The organism is Ensifer sesbaniae (genome assembly GCF_013283665.1).
GTDB classification, from domain to species: domain Bacteria; phylum Pseudomonadota; class Alphaproteobacteria; order Rhizobiales; family Rhizobiaceae; genus Ensifer; species Ensifer sesbaniae.
The window spans coordinates 232,184-249,959 of the sequence record NZ_JABEKU010000002.1; the positions used below are offsets into that span (position 1 = coordinate 232,184).

General features: G+C 60.5%; 20 protein-coding genes. 12 read left to right on the forward strand and 8 right to left on the reverse strand.

The genetic code is table 11. From position 1 onward, the window contains the following. Nucleotides 1-20 precede the first annotated feature (20 nt). Nucleotides 21-653 carry a TetR/AcrR family transcriptional regulator gene (locus tag BHMPCIPO_RS18870; protein WP_173518375.1) on the reverse strand — a complete coding sequence of 211 codons (633 nt, stop codon included), beginning with the start codon at nucleotides 651-653 and terminating at the stop codon, nucleotides 21-23. Between the two features lie 259 nt (nucleotides 654-912). Between BHMPCIPO_RS18870 and BHMPCIPO_RS18875 the strand changes: the two genes are divergently transcribed. The 4 genes from BHMPCIPO_RS18875 to msrA all read left to right on the forward strand — a co-directional run bounded on the left by BHMPCIPO_RS18875 (nucleotide 913) and on the right by msrA (nucleotide 2,751). After that, entirely contained in the window at nucleotides 913-1,449 is a 537-nt protein-coding gene (locus BHMPCIPO_RS18875; RefSeq protein ID WP_173518376.1) for a YkgB family protein, read from the forward strand. Nucleotides 1,450-1,545: 96 nt separating this feature from the next. Continuing rightward, a complete protein-coding gene (locus tag BHMPCIPO_RS18880) occupies nucleotides 1,546-1,701 on the forward strand; it encodes a DUF1127 domain-containing protein (protein ID WP_173518377.1) in 156 nt (51 codons plus the stop codon). Nucleotides 1,702-1,791: 90 nt separating this feature from the next. Next, a complete protein-coding gene (gene msrB / locus BHMPCIPO_RS18885; RefSeq protein ID WP_173518378.1) occupies nucleotides 1,792-2,235 on the forward strand; it encodes a peptide-methionine (R)-S-oxide reductase MsrB in 444 nt (147 codons plus the stop codon). Then, nucleotides 2,236-2,751, forward strand: coding sequence for a peptide-methionine (S)-S-oxide reductase MsrA (gene msrA / locus BHMPCIPO_RS18890; protein ID WP_173518379.1), 516 nt, complete (start codon nucleotides 2,236-2,238; stop codon nucleotides 2,749-2,751). Nucleotides 2,752-2,936: 185 nt separating this feature from the next. Here the strand turns inward: msrA and BHMPCIPO_RS18895 are convergent, their stop codons facing one another. Beyond that, nucleotides 2,937-3,476 (reverse strand): RrF2 family transcriptional regulator, encoded by a 540-nt coding sequence (locus BHMPCIPO_RS18895; RefSeq protein ID WP_173518380.1) that lies wholly within the window; start codon nucleotides 3,474-3,476, stop codon nucleotides 2,937-2,939. A 273-nt stretch (nucleotides 3,477-3,749) separates the two neighbouring features. Here BHMPCIPO_RS18895 and BHMPCIPO_RS18900 point away from each other — a divergent pair, with 273 nt between their 5' ends. From BHMPCIPO_RS18900 to BHMPCIPO_RS18910, 3 genes are all read left to right on the forward strand, one after another. Further along, entirely contained in the window at nucleotides 3,750-4,958 is a 1,209-nt protein-coding gene (locus BHMPCIPO_RS18900; RefSeq protein WP_173518381.1) for an NAD(P)/FAD-dependent oxidoreductase, read from the forward strand. Between the two features lie 163 nt (nucleotides 4,959-5,121). Then, entirely contained in the window at nucleotides 5,122-5,538 is a 417-nt protein-coding gene (locus tag BHMPCIPO_RS18905) for a cupin domain-containing protein (RefSeq protein WP_173518382.1), read from the forward strand. 23 nt (nucleotides 5,539-5,561) lie between these two features. Then, nucleotides 5,562-6,017, forward strand: coding sequence for a carboxymuconolactone decarboxylase family protein (locus BHMPCIPO_RS18910; RefSeq protein WP_173518383.1), 456 nt, complete (start codon nucleotides 5,562-5,564; stop codon nucleotides 6,015-6,017). A gap of 209 nt (nucleotides 6,018-6,226) precedes the next feature. Here BHMPCIPO_RS18910 and BHMPCIPO_RS18915 read toward each other — a convergent pair whose 3' ends face one another. After that, nucleotides 6,227-7,156 (reverse strand): LysR family transcriptional regulator, encoded by a 930-nt coding sequence (locus BHMPCIPO_RS18915; RefSeq protein WP_173518384.1) that lies wholly within the window; start codon nucleotides 7,154-7,156, stop codon nucleotides 6,227-6,229. Between the two features lie 143 nt (nucleotides 7,157-7,299). On the opposite strand from BHMPCIPO_RS18915, the gene BHMPCIPO_RS18920 reads away from it, so the two are divergent. Then, on the forward strand, nucleotides 7,300-8,271 hold the full coding sequence (locus BHMPCIPO_RS18920; RefSeq protein WP_173520096.1) for a DMT family transporter: 972 nt from the start codon (nucleotides 7,300-7,302) through the stop codon (nucleotides 8,269-8,271). A 91-nt stretch (nucleotides 8,272-8,362) separates the two neighbouring features. Here the strand turns inward: BHMPCIPO_RS18920 and BHMPCIPO_RS18925 are convergent, their stop codons facing one another. Beyond that, a complete protein-coding gene (locus BHMPCIPO_RS18925; RefSeq protein WP_173518385.1) occupies nucleotides 8,363-9,061 on the reverse strand; it encodes a TetR/AcrR family transcriptional regulator in 699 nt (232 codons plus the stop codon). Between the two features lie 192 nt (nucleotides 9,062-9,253). Between BHMPCIPO_RS18925 and BHMPCIPO_RS18930 the strand changes: the two genes are divergently transcribed. The 4 genes from BHMPCIPO_RS18930 (at nucleotide 9,254) to ppk2 (ending at nucleotide 13,538) form a co-directional block, all read left to right on the forward strand. Beyond that, on the forward strand, nucleotides 9,254-9,742 hold the full coding sequence (locus BHMPCIPO_RS18930) for a RidA family protein (RefSeq protein WP_173518386.1): 489 nt from the start codon (nucleotides 9,254-9,256) through the stop codon (nucleotides 9,740-9,742). Between the two features lie 430 nt (nucleotides 9,743-10,172). Beyond that, complete coding sequence (locus BHMPCIPO_RS18935) at nucleotides 10,173-10,373, forward strand: hypothetical protein (protein WP_173518387.1); 201 nt, start codon at nucleotides 10,173-10,175, stop codon at nucleotides 10,371-10,373. 548 nt (nucleotides 10,374-10,921) lie between these two features. Further along, nucleotides 10,922-12,718: a SulP family inorganic anion transporter gene (locus BHMPCIPO_RS18940; protein WP_173518388.1), complete on the forward strand. Its 1,797-nt coding sequence runs from the start codon at nucleotides 10,922-10,924 to the stop codon at nucleotides 12,716-12,718. Beyond that, on the forward strand, nucleotides 12,687-13,538 hold the full coding sequence (gene ppk2 / locus BHMPCIPO_RS18945; protein ID WP_173518389.1) for a polyphosphate kinase 2: 852 nt from the start codon (nucleotides 12,687-12,689) through the stop codon (nucleotides 13,536-13,538). Before BHMPCIPO_RS18940 ends, ppk2 begins: the two co-directional genes overlap by 32 nt. 97 nt (nucleotides 13,539-13,635) lie before the next feature. Here the strand turns inward: ppk2 and BHMPCIPO_RS18950 are convergent, their stop codons facing one another. The 4 genes from BHMPCIPO_RS18950 to BHMPCIPO_RS18965 form a co-directional block, all read right to left on the reverse strand. Then, complete coding sequence (locus BHMPCIPO_RS18950; protein ID WP_173518390.1) at nucleotides 13,636-14,097, reverse strand: histidine kinase; 462 nt, start codon at nucleotides 14,095-14,097, stop codon at nucleotides 13,636-13,638. Nucleotides 14,098-14,453: 356 nt separating this feature from the next. After that, a complete protein-coding gene (locus BHMPCIPO_RS18955; protein WP_173518391.1) occupies nucleotides 14,454-16,334 on the reverse strand; it encodes a patatin-like phospholipase family protein in 1,881 nt (626 codons plus the stop codon). Nucleotides 16,335-16,588: 254 nt separating this feature from the next. After that, nucleotides 16,589-17,119 (reverse strand): MgtC/SapB family protein, encoded by a 531-nt coding sequence (locus BHMPCIPO_RS18960; RefSeq protein ID WP_173518392.1) that lies wholly within the window; start codon nucleotides 17,117-17,119, stop codon nucleotides 16,589-16,591. Between the two features lie 114 nt (nucleotides 17,120-17,233). Further along, on the reverse strand, nucleotides 17,234-17,680 hold the full coding sequence (locus tag BHMPCIPO_RS18965; RefSeq protein WP_173518393.1) for a pseudoazurin: 447 nt from the start codon (nucleotides 17,678-17,680) through the stop codon (nucleotides 17,234-17,236). Between the last annotated feature and the right edge of the window lie 96 nt (nucleotides 17,681-17,776).

The following is a 17,776-nucleotide window of genomic DNA, read 5'->3' on the forward strand; positions in this document are numbered from 1 at the left end:
CCCGGCGCTTCCGACGTTGCTTAGCCAGCGTTCGAAGTCTTCGCATGCGGTACGGTACCCGCGCTCCTGCCCTGCGGTTCCGAAGGCGCGCGGACCTCCTGTGCAAGCAGGTTCTCCGCCATGCGCTTGCTCTGCCGGACCGGCTCGCCCGTCCGCGTCATTTGCGCAACGGCGGTCGCCCCCTCGTGCAGCAGGTTGATCGTCTCTGCGACGCATTTCGGTTCCGCGAAACGGGCGGCATGCGCGAGTTCCTCAAAATAGGCGAGAACGAGCCGCTTGTGCATCAAGGCGGCGCGGAAGACCGGATCGACGGCTTCCTTGTGTTCCCCGGCAGCGCTCATGAAAATGCAGCCGCGGAACTGCTTGTCCCGAACCGAGGCCTCCAGAAAATCGAAAGTCGCCAGAAGGCGCTCATAGGGATCGTCCGCACGCTGCTCGACAAAGATCCGCATTTTGGCGCGGGATTCTTCATCTCGCCGCCCAAGGGCAGCGAGGATAAGCTCCTCCTTGGTTTCGAAGTGCCGATAGAGCGTCGTCTTGGCCACCCCAGCCTCGGCGATGAGAAGATCGATGCCGGTCGCTTGGTAGCCGTGCAGGTTAAACAGGCGCAGGGCGGTATCGAGCAGATGACCGCGGATCTCTGAACGGCGCATGTTAGCCTCAAAAAAACAAAACAGATTTGTATCATTTTATCGTGCTGTCTGGGAAATGCAAGCGAGGCCTGCGGTTCGAAAAGGCGGCGCGCGCTCGCACTCGCGAGTAGTTCCCATTGAACGACGGCGACCACAAAATTCCAGAGCCGGATTGTCAAACGATACAGATCGGTATATTAATCACTCAACGATACAGATCTGTATCGCATACCAGGGCCAGTCGGGAGAATTGCCCGACGCCACCAACCAGGAGAAGACAATGCTTCGTGATCTCGCACACCGCGGCGCGGCGCGTCCGCGTGTCCACGCTCGTTCCGCCACCTTAGCGCTCGACCTGATCGACAGCCACGGTCAAGCCGTCACTGCCGCTGGCCTCTATGGCTCCCTCGCCGTGATCTACGGCTGGTTCGGCGGCATGAAGTTTACCCGTTATGAAGCGGAGGGCCTGGTCAGCCTGGTCAGCAACAATCCCTTGCTGAGTTGGACCTATTCGCTGTTCAGCGTGGAGGGTTTCTCGAACCTCCTCGGTTTCCTCGAACTCAGCATTGCCGTCCTCATTGTGGCCCGGTTGATAAAGCCGATCTACTCGCTCGTCGGCGGATTGCTTTCGGCTGGACTTTTCGCAACGACACTCAGCTTCATGGCAACGACCCCCGGGGTGTTTGTGCCTGAGCTCGGCTTTCCGGCGATCTCCGTTGCGCCCGGGCAGTTTCTGCTCAAGGACGCCGGGCTCTTCGCCCTCTCTCTCTGGATCGCCGTCGACTCGTTTGCGGCGCTCCGTGCGACACGGGCCTGATTGACGAAAAGGGCGGCCCAAGGGTGTGCCCTCATCCAGCCCAACTGCGACTACACCATCTCCGGCGATCCGCCGGCTGAACAAGAGGAGCGCCTCATGATCATGCACTATCTTATATCGAGGATCCGCGCGCATCAGCGCTACCGCCAGACCGCTCTGGAACTCGGGCGATACAGCGACCACCAGCTCGACGACATCGGCATCTACCGCTTCGAAATCGACGATATCGCTCGCCGACAGTTCAACTGGTGACGAAGCCCGGACGCGTGGGCCGGCGTGCCGAGCACCACCGTCGCAGCTTCAACGCCGGTTCCAAGCAGCATACCCTATTGGAGACGAGGAATGACTTACAGAAAGACAGACGAAGCGATCCAAAAGCTGACGCCCGAGCAGTTTCGCGTAACGCAGCAGAGCGGGACCGAGCGTCCCTTCACGGGCGAGTACAATGACAACAAGAGGCCGGGGATCTATGTCGATATCGTTTCCGGCGAACCGCTGTTCGCCTCGGCCGACAAGTTCGATTCCGGTTGTGGCTGGCCGAGCTTTACCAAGCCGATCGTGCCTGCCAATGTCGAGGAACTACAGGACCGTTGCCATGGTATGCTCCGCACCGAGGTGCGCTCGAAACATGGCGACAGTCACCTTGGCCATGTTTTTCCCGACGGGCCTAGGGATCGAGGCGGCTTGCGTTACTGCATCAATTCCGCCGCCCTGCGCTTCATTCCCCGCGAGGAAATGGAGGTGGAGGGTTACGGCGCATTCATCAACCAGGTGGAGGATATCTGAATGACCGATAGAGCTGAAAGAGCTGTTTTGGCTGGTGGCTGCTTCTGGGGGATGCAGGATTTGATCCGCAAGCTTCCCGGGGTCATCGCGACGCGGGTGGGCTATACCGGCGGAGATGTGCCCAATGCCACCTACCGCAACCACGGCACCCATGCCGAGGGTATCGAGATCGTTTTCGATCCGGGGACGATCAGCTACAGGCGGATATTGGAAGTTTTCTTCCAGATCCACGATCCGACCACCAAGAACCGGCAGGGCAACGACATCGGCACGTCCTATCGCTCGGCAATCTACTACGTCGACGACGAGCAGAAGCGGGTAGCCGAGGACACCATTGCAGACGTCAACGCTTCAGGCCTGTGGCCGGGTAAGGTCGTGACCGAAGTGGAGCCCGTAGGAGATTTCTGGGAGGCCGAGCCGGAGCACCAGGATTACCTGGAGCGCTATCCCAACGGCTACACTTGCCACTTCCCGCGCCAGAACTGGGTTCTGCCGCAGCGCTCAGCCGCTGAATAACTGGCCTCCGATGTCGGCGTGAATTCGGGCGAGCAGACAGCTTGCCCGAACTTTCCCAAGCCTGAGGCGACACCAGGGGAAGAACCTTTGCGACTGCGTTTATCGCGCAGGCCTCGATATTCTCTGCAAACAGGAAAATTTGAGCGTACGGCCCTCGAAAAGGCGGTCAGGCGCGGCACCGAGCATCACCCAGCCTTCGCAGAGATGCCGCGGCGGCGGCGTTGCGGTGTCCGGGCGGCAAGCCAATCCTTTATGTTGCCCGCGTGTTCCTTGGGCGCCTTTGACGATGCGCGTGCGGCAATGGTCGCCAGCGTATGGCCAGCCATCACTTCTCTCGCCCGCTTTTCGGCCTCGATCATGACCGCGTGAATGGAGCAGACGCCGTCTTCCGCCCAGGCAGGCGTCCGATCGCCGAACAGCGCACACTGGCCACGGATTTCCTTGCATTCGAACAGCGGCTTCCGTCCGTCGATGGCCTCGATAACATCGAGTGCGGTGATGTCGGTGGCGGGGCGGGCAAGCGCAAAACCGCCGCCAATACCTTCTCGGGCGACGACGATGCCGGCCTTCTGGAGCTTAGTGAAAAGCTTCGCAACGAATTCGGTGGAAATCTTCTGCAGCTCGGCGAGATCGCGTGCACTTGCCGGCTGGTCTAACTCCTCCGTCTCGATGAGGAACAGGAGACAGTGGAGAGCGTATTCGACGCCTGCGCTTATGTGAGCCACGGAAACACCAAAACACCGACAAATGCAGTCGGAGATAACATCGAAGCTTCTCCGGCGCAAGTCCTTGGGTGTCTCCGACGCGTTGACAATGCGTTTCCGAAATCGACCGGATTTATCGTTGCTGATTAACTACGACTGCGCTAGTCGTAGTTAAGCGACGACATTGGATCATCGCGAAAACCGTCTCCGCCTCCGGAGACTCCTAACCGAAACGGCAATGCCCGATGGCTGGCCCTGTTTAGCCGATGGCGAAGCCTTGTCTGAGGAAAAGAAATGCGTGAACGAATTCTGATTATCGGCGCTGGATTTGCCGGAATGTGGTCGGCACTCGGCGCCATGCGGCTACTGGACCAGCAGGGAAAGGCCGACGGTTCCGTCGAGGTTGCCGTGATCGCACCTCAACCCGAGCTGCACATTCGCCCCCGTCTTTACGAAAAGCACGCGGCGAAGATGAAGGCGTCCCTCACCGAGATCTTCGCCAATGTCGGCGTGCGTTTCATCAAGGGCTACGCGACGTCCATCTCGGCAGCGGACAACGCCGTTACCTACGCGGATAAGGATGGCCACGAGCAGACGATCGGCTACAGCAAGCTTGTTCTTGCCACCGGCAGCGTCCTGTTTCGACCGGATATCCCGGGGCTTGCCCACGCCTTCAATGTCGACCAGCTTGCCGATGCGGCGGAGTTGGAGGAACACATCGCCAAATTGGGTCGTCTGCCGGAAACCCCTGCACGCAACACCGTGATCGTCGCCGGCGGCGGCTTCACCGGCATCGAAACGGCCGCCGAATTGCCACATCGCCTTCGCGCCGCACTTGGAGACAACGCGGATGTTCGCGTCGTGATCGTCGAGCGTGGCAATGCAATCGGACCGGATCTCGGCCCCGGCCCGCGTCCAGTCATCGAGCGGGCGCTTTCGGAACTCGGCGTCGAGACGCGCTTGTGTTCCCCGATCGTTGCCATCGACCAAAACGGCGTCACCCTGGCATCCGGTGAACGCATCGACGCAGCAACGGTCATCTGGACGGCTGGCGCTCGCGCCAACCCGATCACCAGCCAGATCGATGCGGACAAAGATTCTTTTGGACGCCTCCATGTCGATCGGAACCTGAAGGTCATCGGTCACGCAAACGTCTTCGCAACCGGCGACGTCGCCTGCGCGGCAACCGATGAGATAGGCAACCGTACGATGATGAGCTGCCAACATGCTCAAAACCTCGGGCGCTCCGCTGGACACAACGTCGCGGCAGATCTGCTCGGAACGGATCCGATCGCCTACAGCCAAGAAAAGTACGTGACGTGCCTCGACCTCGGCCCGTGGGGCGCCGTTTACACGGAAGGCTGGGACCGCCAGGTCAAGCTCTCGGGTGACGAAGCCAAAAGGCTGAAAACCAAGATCAACACCGAATGGATCTATCCGCCGAGTGCCGAACGCGCAGCAGCGCTTGCGGCTGCCGACCCTCTTCGCATCGTGGTCGCCTGATCGTGGGAGCGGCCAAGAGGTCCGCCTACGAAGCGACGACCACTTGGCAGCCAGCGCACCGATCAAGCCGCGCCGGCTGCCACAAGCGAGCCCGCTCCTTTGTCCTCTCTGGAAGGCGGTGGGCTCGCTTTCCCACAAGACGTCATGAAAGGAGAATGTCGTCATGAATGCAAGGTTCATCGTGGGTGCAGCCTACGCAGCCACCGCCATAGCCACCGCCATGCCAGTCGCAGCACATGGCCCCACCGAAACGGTCACGCCGCATTTCGAAAAGGCGATACCCAACATTCCGGGCAAGACGATGAAAGTGGTGATCGTCGACTACCCACCGGGCGGAGCCTCCGTCCCGCACAGTCACGCGGACTCGTCGTTCATCTTTGCCCACGTCCTCTCTGGAGAAATCGAATCGAAGGTCAATGACGGTGCGGCCGAGACCTATCGCGCCGGCGAGAGTTGGTACGAACCGCCGGCGTCCAAGCACCTCGTCAGCCGCAACGTCAGCAAGACCAAGCCCGCAAGGCTCCTCGCGGTCTTCGTCCTTGATAGCGGCGAGAAGACCCTGACCACCCCCATCGAGTAAACCCGACTTAAGGAACCGAACAAATGAGCAAGCGTCTCGACTACAACCAAATCGCTCCGGCTGGCGCCAAGGCCCTTGGAGGTGTATACGGCTACGTCCTCCAGAGTGGCCTGCCACAGGTGCTGGTCGAACTGGTCTATCTGCGCATCTCGCAGATCAACAACTGTGCCTACTGCCTCGACATGCACACGCGCGACCTTTTGAAGAAGGGCCAACAGATCGAGAAGATCGCATTGGTGCAGGCGTGGAAGGAGGCAGGCAACCTCTTCGATGAACGTGAGAGAGCAGGCCTTGCCTGGGCCGAAACGGTCACGCGGGTCGCCGAGACGGGTGTGCCGGACGAAGCCTATGAAGCGGCACGTGCCGAATTCACCGAGCGTGAACTCACTGACCTGACGATCGCGATCAGCCTGATGAACGCCTATAACCGAATGGCGATCAGTTTCCGCAATACGCCACAGGCTGCGATTGAAAAATAGCTTACGCCGCATTTGCGGGGCGCGCGGTCGCCCCGCGCCCCGCAAAGTCTCCAGGTCGCTGCCGGCCTCCACGATGTCGTCCAGGATGTTCCGCACGCAGTGTTTATGAGATTATTGCAGGCGTCAACGACGTCCTCACACTGGAACATCCCTGCCCTTGTCCAGCGCGACTGCTGAAAAGCTGTGCAGAGGTACCAGCCCCGCGACATTTAGGCTTCGCGTTTTGTGCCTTGATGTTCGATAGGGATCCCCCCCGAAAGCGCCCGCTGCCCCTGCTTCACGATGGTCTCGAGAAACTCGCAGACGACGCGGATGCGTTTCGCGCCGCGAACCCCTTCATGGACGATCAGCCAGATAGGCTCTTCCTGCCGGCAAAGGTCCGGCTTGACCCGGACTAGCCCTTCCTCCTTGTCCGCGAGAATGCACGGCAGCACGCCCATGCCGTTGCCCGCCTTCATCGCGAACAGCTGCGCTTGCATGGAATCGACCGTCAAATTGGTGACACCGCTATCGACCCATGAGCGCAACGTCGTGGGAAGAGAGAGAAACGACAAGGGGTCGCCCCAGGTGATGAGCCGATGGCCGGTGATGGGCAACTGATCTTCCCGAACGGGATAGCGCTTCAGATAATCACTCGACGCGTAAAGACCGAATGCGATCATACCGATCCGGCGTACCACGTAATTGCCCTGTTCAGGACGGCAGAGCCGAAGGCCGATATCCGTTTCCCTTTGCGGAAGTTGGGCGAAGGATGCGGCGTTGACCACAACTCCCAACGAGAGGTCGGGATAGGCATCCTGCAGCGCCGGCAGGCTTGGCATCAGGAGATGATGGGCAAGCGCATCGACGGTGATAACTCTCACCGTTCCCGAGACGCTACCATCCTGCCCGCAAAAACTGCCCTCCAGCTCGTGCATTGCGGTTTCAATCGCCGTCGCCTTTTCAACCATGGCGCGGCCCGCATCCGTCAGTTCATAGCCTTCTGGTCTGCGTTCGAACAGTCGCGTTTTCAATGCGAATTCCAGGGTCTCTATTCGTCGCGCGACCGTGGAAGCACTGGCCTTCACCTCACGCGCAGCGCCGGTGAGGCCGCCCTGGCGTGTCACTGCGAGGAAGTAGCGGACATCGTTCCAGTTCATGTTTCTATTTTTCGAAAACCCTCTTGCGAACTTAGGCGTCGAACGGGCCGAAGGGAAGGTCTATCCCTTTAAGCATCGTAGAAACGGAGCTGGGCAATGAGAAATCGGCAAAGCTCATTCAAACGCTCGAGGCTGTGCTCATGATGAACAGGCAATTTTCGGTCGGCGTATTCGCGGCGCTCTTTGCAGCGTTTGCCTTCTCCCTCAATTTTATCGTGCCATTCATTATCGGTGACTACTCCACCTTCGATTTCGCCATGATCCGGCACGTCGTCTCGGCGTTGGTTGGTCTTGTCATTTTGTTTTCGAGACGAGAGACGGCTCTACGCCATTTGACGTTCCGCAACGCCATGGCGGCAACGGGATTGGCCTTCATCGGCTACGTCGGCTACTTTCTGACGGTGACGGGAGCTGCAATCTTCAGTGGACCGGTCATTGCGCCGGCCTTCCTTGGCCTGGTGCCGATCGTGCTGGCGATCATTGGAAACCGGCGTCAGCAGTCGCTCCCGTGGCGCTTCTTGATGACGCCGCTCGCACTTGTGGTGATGGGTCTCATTCTGGTCAACGGCTCGGCATTCACAACTGACAGCCTCACTTCCGTTCGGTCGCTTTGGATTGGTATTCCGCTTGCTCTTGCGGCGGTTGGACTATGGGTGTGGTTTGCGATCGCCAATCAGGCGGCGCTCGCAATTCGCCCTGACATGCCCTCAGGTACGTGGTCTGCGCTCATCCTGATCGGCGGTGGTGTGCAGATGCTCGCATTCTACCCGGTTGGTGCAGCGATGGGCCTCTTTCAGCTTCCGGAACTCGGTTTCGGCTGGGAAGCGGCCGGCTCCCTATATTTGTGGGGGACCTCGCTCGCCCTGATGGCGACAGTGTGCGGGGTGTGGGCGTGGAATGTCGCTTCGCGTGCCCTGCCCGTCGCGCTCGCGGCGCAACTGATCGTCTCGGAGACCGCCTTCGGCGTGATCGGTGGGCTCGTTGTCCATGCGCGATGGCCCACAATGATGGAGGCCACCGGCGTTGTCGTACTGATCGCTGGCGTCGTTCTAGCCATCCGTGTGTTCTATGGCCAACAGGTCGATATGAACGAGGCTATTCCGCAGCCATCCTGAGGTTCGTGGCGATCGAAGGCGCTAGCCGCGCTCGGCAAGATCGTCATTGATGCCGGGCCGGAAGACTTCGACGGCCTCGACGCGAACCCGATCACAGTTTCGGCGTCAGACCATCCAGCAGGAAATCGAGGCCCTTCCTGAAGGTGCCGTCCCAGTCGTTTTCCAACAAGAGACGGGAGCGTTCGATCGTCGGGTAGCGTTCACTGAGATGCGTAAGGCGCTGCTGCGCCGCTGCCTTGTCCTCATCCGACAGGTCGAAGCTTGCCCGTGTGACGGTGGCGCCCAGGACATGATTCCAAAGCGACCAGATCGCAACGTTGAGATCCGCATCGGCGACACCGGCACGCGATAAGCTGCTGCCCAGCAGTTCCAAGCGACGCAGCATGTTGGCGCCGAGCGCACGGCTCGGCAGCAGCGAAGCCGACCAAGGATGACGCAGCATGCAGACGCGCCAGTCTTCGAGCATATGGACGACTTCTGCGCGCCATTCTCCGAGTTCACCCGTTTGCGAAAAGCCGCGGTATTTGAGCACAGCGTCGAGTGCGAGATCAAAAACATCCTCTTTGGTGTCGATGTGCCAATAGAGGCTCATCACCCCTGAGCCGAGACGATCAGCCAGCCGTCGCATCGTCAATCCGTCAACACCTTGAGCGTCCAGCAGTTCGATAGCGGTCGCTATGATACGTTCGAGGGAGAGCGAACCGTCGCCGCGCGGTTCCCGGCTGGATTGGCGACTCCCACTTTTCCGTTGTGATCGTTTAGTCCGGGCGCCGCTGCTTTTGGCCACCATTCCGTCTTCCTTTTCATTCGCCCCCCCGAATTTGGCCGGAAACACAGTGAATGTCGACCTCACCCATTGACTCGTACAATGTACGATGCAAAAAAATCGTACATTGTACGAGTCAATCATCGACGATTGGTCTCAAGGTTCACATTATGCCGGCGCGAGGCCCGTGCTCATGGCGTTCGGAGCGAGAAAATCATGTCACGCACAGTCAAACATGTGCTTACCGGAGGGCTAGTCATCATGAACATTGGAGTTCCCAGTGCGGCAACAGCCAACGAGGGCAATCTCGAGCTGACCATTGTCAATCCCAAGACGCTCTACGACCCGACGCCGAATGGCTACAGCACCGCGGTGGTCACGCCCCCTGGTGCGCGGGTGGCCTACATCTCCGGACAGGGGGGGCAAGACAGCTCGGGAGCCTTGTCGCCCGACTTCGCCGTTCAGGTTAAGCAGGCCTATGCGAATTTGCGCGCTGCCCTCGACGCACTCGGCGCCCGGCCAGACCAGGTTGCCAAGCTCACAATCTTCGTGGTCGACCACGATATGTCCAAGCTTGGGGTGTTGACCGAGAACGTCAGGGAAATGTTTGGGACCGCGCTGCCGGCACAAACGTTGGTTCCCGTTCCGAACCTCGCAGTCGACCCCATGCTGTTCGAGGTCGAAGCCGTCGTCGTTCTGCAATAGTATTGCTCGGACTGGCCCGCGAGGATGTCGATAGAGGGCGGCGGCGGTGGGGCGTAAATACAAGCCGCCACCCGCGGCCTTTCTGCCCCCTGCCCTTCGCGGTTACGACGGCGCCGCCGATCTCAGTTTGCCACCCTTCGGAGCCGGGCAATCAGCCAGGCGCCATAGCTTTCGACTGAAACTTGCGGTCGGCAAACCTTGCGGCTGCGTCATGGCAAAGCCTGCGGCTGCCGACCGACAGAACCGAGTCTGTTCCTGGAACGTCGAGATCGTTGGAACATGCTTGCGTGGCAGACTTTGGCTGCGCCCATCGATCGGCGCATCGCATTTTTCTCGACTCCTAACCCCATTTACGCACCTATCTAATCCTTGACGGACGCGTGCATTGTGGGACGCTATTGCTTTAGGTTGTAGTGCGTAGGGGCATTCAATGAAGCTCGCAAAGACCAAGAGAAAACATCCCGGAAAGATGCACAAGGCAGTTGGGCTCGTCGGCCGCTATGACGATGGCCTCGTCGGCGGCGGGCGCGTCACCCCCGGTTTTTCCTATCGGGGAAAATGGCTCAGCGAAGGATGCCCGGGCACCTTCGAGACCTGGCTCGTCAACAAAGGTATCATGCCCAAGGTGTAACAAGGCGCCCCGGCCGGCATTTCAGTGGACCGCGCACTGACGGCAGTGCTCCGTCCACACCGAGAGGCCGTCGTTCACCTGCGCTCGCGCGGACCGCCACGGGAGTCGATACCGCATCGCCATCCGGCAACAAGCTTCGTTGCGGAGCCTTGGCGCCGGACCAAGCCTTTCCGGCGCCTCTCCAAGACGGGAACTTGCGTTGGATCGCCCAGATATCCGACTTCGAACTCTCCATCTCATAGGGCGACAAGCAGCGAGGCAGCGGCGGACGCGCTTGGATCGCCGTCCGCAGTAAACACGCTGCACAGTGATAGCTTGCCGCCACGGGACTTCTCGCATCCGGCCATTCTGGAGCGGCCTTCAGGGATGTCACACGTTGCAGGAACCTGCATGATGCGACCGATGCAACTTTCGCGGATTACGCAGAATCCGCCAAAACGAAAAGTTTTGCATCTCTAATATTTCCAATGCTATGGTCCAACCGTTTGCCCCTCCCATGGGTATGAATCCGTTGCCGGTTGGAGGAGGCATAATCCGGGGGCACAAGCATGCCGTTTCACCTGCCTCGCCTGCCGTTACTCGCGAACCTGGATGGTTATCGGGTGAGTTGGCTGCGCAGCGATATTTCCGCTGGACTTGCGATTGCCGCCGTTGGCCTGCCAAGCGCCATCGCCTATCCCGCCATAGCCGGACTGCCTGCCGAAACGGGTCTCTACGCCAGCATAACGCCGCTCATCGCCTATGCGCTCTTCGGTCCATCGCGCCAACTCATCGTGGGACCGGATGCTGCGACGATGACCGTGCTGGCAGCGGTTCTGACAGCGGTATTCGCGTCCCCCGGCGCGACGGTCGACCGCGTGACGGCGGCCGCGCTGCTGGCGCTGATCGTCGGCATCCTGTGCCTGCTTGCGCGCCTGATACGGCTCGGGGTGCTCGCGACCTTTCTGTCACGCCCGATCCTGACCGGCTTCTTCGCCGGCATCTCGCTGTCGATCCTGGTCGGGCAGATCAAGCGCTTTACCGGCGTCGATATCGAGTCCGAAGGACTCATATCGCCCGTGCTCGAGCTCCTGCGACAAGTCGGTTCGATCCATTGGCCGACCTTGGCCTTCGCCCTGGCCTGTTTTGCACTTCTGCAAGTGGCCCGCATCTATCGCTCACCCATACCGGGCCCGGTAATCGTCGTTTTCGTGGCCGTGCTGCTTTCCTTTCTCTTCGACTTCGAAGGGCGCGGCATGGCGATCGTCGGCAACATCCCGCAAGGGCTGCCATCGCTCGTGCTGCCGCGCATCGACAACCTGCCGATCGACGCCTTGCTTACCGGCGGGGCGGCGATTTTCCTCGTCAGTTTCGGCTCCGGTGTCATCGCCGCCCGTAGCTTCGCTACGATCGGCGGCTACCGTGTCGACCCGAACCGCGAACTGACGGGTTTCGGAGCGGCAAACTTCGCGGCCGGACTGTTCGGAACGTTTCCGGTGACGGCCTCGGATTCCCGCACCGCCGTGAACTTCGCCGTCGGCGGTCGTTCGCAAATCGCCAGCCTCGTCGCGGCCGCTACCCTCATGGCGGTGCTCCTGTTCCTCGGCAACGTTCTGCGCATCCTGCCGATCGCCGCTCTGGGCGCGATACTCGCGGCAACGGCTCTCAGCCTGATCGATATCGAGGGCCTCAGACGGATATGGCGCATCAACCGGATCGAATTCGTTTTTGCGCTGATCGCCTTATGGGGACCAATCGGCCTCGGTGTGTTGAATGGCGTGGTCATCGCCATTGCTGCGACCCTGATCTATCTCCTGCTGCAGACCATGTATCCGCACGACGCCCTGCTCGGCAGAATCCCTGGTCGGGATGGCTTCTACAAGCTGCATCGCGCGCCGGATGCACGGTCGGTGCCGGGCTTCGGTGCCTGCATGATCCAGGACAGCCTGCTTTTCTACAACGCGGACTATGTGCGAGCGCGCCTGACCGCCATAGCCGAAGAATTGCCGCCGCCCGCCCATTGGCTCGTCATCGATGCCAGTGCGATCCCCCAGATCGACAGCACCGCCGCCGAGATGCTCGGGGATCTTGCTGATGAGTTGAAGGCGGGGGGCATCGCACTCGGTCTGGCGGAGCTGCACACGGATGCGCGCGCCCTGCTCGACCGGGCCGGCATCATCGAAAGAATCGGGCCGAACATGATCTTCGAGGGCATGGAGGATGCACTCGACGCTTACGAGGCCCGGTATGGCGAAAGCCAGGCGCCGGAAGGGGAAATCGCTGCGAACTCCAACGCCATGGGAACAGCACATAGCTTCGAAACGGGAGAGAAAGATGGGAAAACACGAAGGCAAGAAAAAGAATAAGAACAAGAACGACGCCGACAAGGTTGCCGAAGCAGCAGCGCCAGAGGAGCGGTCGTCCGGCGGCTACGCCAAGGAGCTTGCCCGACTGCAGGAAGAGGTTGCGCACCTGCAGGCCTGGGTGAAGAAGACCGGCGCTCGCATCGTCATCGTCTTCGAGGGACGCGATGCCGCTGGCAAGGGCGGCGTGATCAGGCGGCTGACCGAACGCGTCAGCCCCCGCGTCTTCAGGGTCGTCGCCCTGCCCGCGCCCACCGACCGGGAAAAATCTCAGATCTACATGCAGCGTTACATCCAGCATTTGCCGGCTGCCGGCGAGGTCGTGATCTTCGATCGCTCCTGGTACAACCGCCCGGGCGTGGAGCGCGTCATGGGTTTCTGCTCGGAAGACAGCGCGCGACGCTTCCTCGAACTCGCACCGCGCTTCGAAGCGGCAATGGTCGAAAGCGGCATCGTCCTGCTCAAATACTTCCTCGATGTCAGCGAGAAGGAGCAGGAGCGCCGGTTCCGCCAGCGCATCGTCGATCCGTTGCGCCAATGGAAGCTCAGCCCCATGGACGTCGAGTCCTATCGGCGCTGGTGGGACTATACTCGGGCCTATAACGAGATGATCCGCATGACGGATACGGAGTATGCCCCCTGGTGGATCGTACCGTCAGACGACAAGAAGCGGGCGCGCATCAATTGCATCTCGCACATGCTCGCCTCGATCCCCTACGAACGTGTGAAGTTTATCGAACCGGACCTCGGCAAGCGCCAGAAGCGGCCGAACGACTTCGCGGACGATGATCACATTCGCAGGACGGTACCTGACGTTTTCTAGGACTGGGAAGCCCGCGTCTTGCGGCGCGGGCTTCCGAAGGTTGAATGCGCTGAAGCACGGGTGCCGACGCGACTACCGACACGGGAGTCGGTCGCGTTCAGGCCTTGTCCGGCGCCCAGTTCAGGAAGAACCCGACGTCGCCGGGCATGCCGCCCGGAAAGTTGATGATCATCGCCTTCAGCTTGTAGCCCTGCGGCTTGCCATAGGTCTGGTAGCGATCGAAAAATTCTTTCGCCTTGCCCTGCAGCGTCTGCGGCCAGTCGCGGTCGCCACTGTTGATTGCGCGACCGCTATCGCTGCAAAGCTCGGAGGGGAAGCTGTAAACCATCGCTTCGAACTTGCCGGCCTTGACGGCGTTCGCCACAAGGCGGCGAACGATGGCGATTTCCTCCTCCGTCACCTGTTTCTCAAGAAAATCTGCGGCAAAATCGGCGTGTTTCTGTTCCTCGATCGCCTTCAATCGCCGCTCCTTGTCCATCTCCTCCATTTCCCGCTGGAGGATCTGCATTCGGAGGTCCTGTGCACTCGGAGGTGCGCCCGCATTCTTATTCTCAGCCATCACGTCGATCCACTTCAAGCAATGGGACCACTGTGGCATTGGACTACACGCCTGCCGTGCGCCGCACACCAAAGACGTCCCGCAAATACATCCAAGGGAACCCGATCGGCATACCAATTCGGGGACGAAGCATTTTCGTATTTGAGCCGTTTCTCGTCCAAGGGCTCTCTATTTGCTGATCTTTCTCACTTTCAAGCGGAATAGCCGGTGCGGGCTAATCCCCCGCAAGGCTATCCTAAAATACTACAACCGCAAGGGGACGGTGACAATTCGGCAAGGGGCGATGAAATTGCCTCAGAACTCCGAGGCAAACGTCCTTTATCCGACGGATGTCCGTCCTACCGAACACGCCCCCGTCACAGGACGGACCGGTCCAAGTCACTCGCCGCCTGCTTCAAGCCGGGCGCTGCCGGAATGCCAAATATCCGCAGGAGCCTCAAGTCATCATCGCGAAGACGCTCGATGATCCATCGTTTCGTCCACTCGTAGGTTTCGACATAGAGTTCGGAATGCCGACTCCAGTCCATGAACCCGATCGCGTTCGAAATCGGCGGGGAAACGAGAATATCCCGCTCACCGAGCATGACTTCCTCCGGCCTGTGTGCCAGCACGCTCGCCGTGATAACCTGAATCATGCTCGGGATCTTCGGCAGGCTGGCCCGACCGAAGGGTGTGAGCATCCGCACCGCCAGTTCGGATGCCCCCGGTATGCTGTCATAGTCGATATAGTGTTTTCTTGGTCCGTGGGAGCCCAAGCTCGCCACGACATTAGGCCCGGTCTTGAGTTCCTTCATCTGCTCCAGCGGCAGATTGTTCATGATGGCGCCATCGACCAGCATGTCGCCATCGGCCGTGAAGAATGGCGGCAGGACACCAGGGATCGAGCCTGACGCCCTGACGGCCTGCCAGAGTTTTCCCCGGCGGTGGACATGCGCCCGCCGACTGCTGAGATTGGTCGACAGAGCGAAGAACGGAAGCCAGAGGTCTTCGATGAGAACGTCGCCATATTCCGCCTGTAGCGTGCGGTCGAGCACCTTGTGATCGAGCAGCGCATATTGTGGCAAGGTGAGACGACGAAACGCGCGGCTCTTGACGAAGATGAGATGCGTTCCCCGGTCGATTGCGTCAGCGTCCAATCCTCTGGCGAAGCCTGCCATCATCGCAGCCCCAGAGCTGGTGCCGCCGAGATAGTCGAAGGAGGCTCCCGCCTCGACGAAGGCTTTGTAAACCCCGATATGTGCGCAGCCGAGCGAGCCTCCACCGGCCGCGACAAATCCCCTCGCCTCACCCGAGATGAAACGGACCAGGCGCTCGACGTCCAGCCCGTCTTCCAGCGAAACGTGGTGATGCTGGCGGACCCCGGGTCGCGCGTCGAGCCACGCGGCGGTTCCGGAAACCGTTGCAGTGCGCTTCGGGTGAACGAGCACAAGCCGAAGGTTCGACGGCGCATGGATGGCAAGCGCCAGCGCCTCACAGGAACTGAGGTCGGCCGGGTCGGATGCATTGGCGAACAGCAGCACGTTGTCGGCCTGGCGGATACAGACGTGCGTCCACTCGCTTGGCTCGTCATCGGCGACATAAACGATGATGTCGGCCTTGCCTTCGAGATGGTTCAGCCAGTCGAGCACGGGCTGATCGTCGATCGGCAGGCCGGCGAACCGGCTTTCGAGTTCTCGCCGGGTCAGGAACACGGCTCGCTTGTCCGCAGAAAATGTGGCACGGAGCTGCGAGATGAAATCGGGTGAAATGCGACTGCGACCCGCAGGCACGATCGCCAGCGTCCGGAGCTTGCAGGGCTGCTTGGTCTGCGTAGGCACCGGAGACTGCATCGCGAACCGGCGCGCGAGAAACGTCGTCACCGACTGGCGCAGGCTGGGCAACGCCTTGGCAGCCCTCTCGAACTGGTCGTCGCGAATTTCGAGTACGATCGAATCGCGCGCCGCAACGACGGTGGCAATGCGCGGCAACGCGGCGAAAAAGCCGATTTCCCCGACAAGTTCGCCCTGTCCGATCTCTGCGACAGTCTCGCCAATGCCCTCCCGGTGCACCGTGAAGCGTCCCGACAGAACGACGAAGAAGCGGTCCGACCGGTCTCCCTCACGAACGAGAACCTCGCCGCGTCGCAAAATCCGGCGATCGGAGTTGGCGGCCAGGGCCTCCAGCGCGGCCAAAGACGTCTGGTCGAACAACAACGTCGCCGACAGCAATTTGGCGGCAAGGGAACCGGTGGACTCCATCGAACCTTCCTTGGTGCAGCGTCGGTCAACCTTAGCGGTTCCCACGGGAATTGCCGAACAGATTTGGCGTGGGCCATCCTCAAACGTGTGACGTTGTTTGACGCCCGAGCGGGCGGGAACCGGACAAAGGTTGGCTGGAGCGGCCAGCTTACTCAAGCAGCTACAATCTCAATGGAAATCAAATCACTAGAACCGCTGCTTCATGCGAATTGATAACGCCAGTTCCGTTCTATCGGGCTGACCGGCAGTCAAGCCTAGCGCTTGGCGTGGATGTCTTTCGCCTCGTCCCGAGGCTCGACGTCTGGCTGTTCGTGCCGCATGGCCCGCGCCTCGATAAAGCCGATGACAAAAAGGACGGAAAAGGCGGATGCCGCCGCAAGGCCGGCGACGCCCCATTGGCCGAAGCCCACCGCAAGACCGATGGCCCCTGCGAGCCAGAGACTGGCGCCAGTCGTTATTCCCTGGACCTCGCCCCTGGAAAGCACGATGGTGCCGGCGGCGAGAAAGGCAACGCCCGCGGTCACCGCTTCCACCACGCGCAGCGGGTCGAGGCGGACGCGATCGTCGAAGAAGCCACCGAGTCGGACGCTCTCAAGCGAAATGACGCCGAAAGTGCAGGCAGCAAGACAGACGAGCATATGGGTCTTGAGGCCTGCCGGTCGCGCCTTTGTCTCGCGCTCGAAACCGATGACGGCCCCCAGGAACAGTGCGCCGAGGATGCGCGCAAATACGACGGGATAAGGAATCTGTGACGGCGGGAACAATTCGGCGGCGATCTGATCCATGCGGAACCAACGCGAAGTCCTCGCATTGGTTCCGCATGATGGCGCCGCGCCTCACCCAGTGCGCGGTCGCCGGGAGCGGCCTGTCCCCACCCCGCTCCGAAGCGAAGTCGACGCTTAGTTTCCGAGCGCCGCCAGGGCGGCATCCAGGCGCTCCTGCGCCTTCTTCGGGTTCTTGGCGGCCTTCACGGCATCAAGATTGGCTGGGGCGTCTCCGACCTGGACGACGGCAACCATGCCCATTCCGTAGTGCGGCGTGCACTTGACGCCGTAGACGCCGGGAGCGGTGAGGGTCGCCTTGTAGTTTTCATTGACCTTGCTCTTGAAGGCCTCGGCGCCATCCGGGATCATGCCCTTGATGGTTTCGACATTGTGCCCCTTGTCGGTCGGGATGAAGGTAACCGTGTCGCCGGGCGCGACCTTCAGCGACGCCGGCTCGAACACCATCGCGCCGTCCTTGCCCTTGTTCAGCATGTGCACTTCAAAGTCTGCGGCGGCTGCAGGTGCTGCGACAAGCATTGCCGCGATGGCAAAACCCAATCCGCTCTTGATTGCATTCAACATCGTCTTCTCCATTTGAGCGACCAGCCCGTGCTCGGGTTGTTCGAACAGAGAATTAGGCTCGCGATGCCCCCTCTACTTTGATGCGCGTCAAATTCG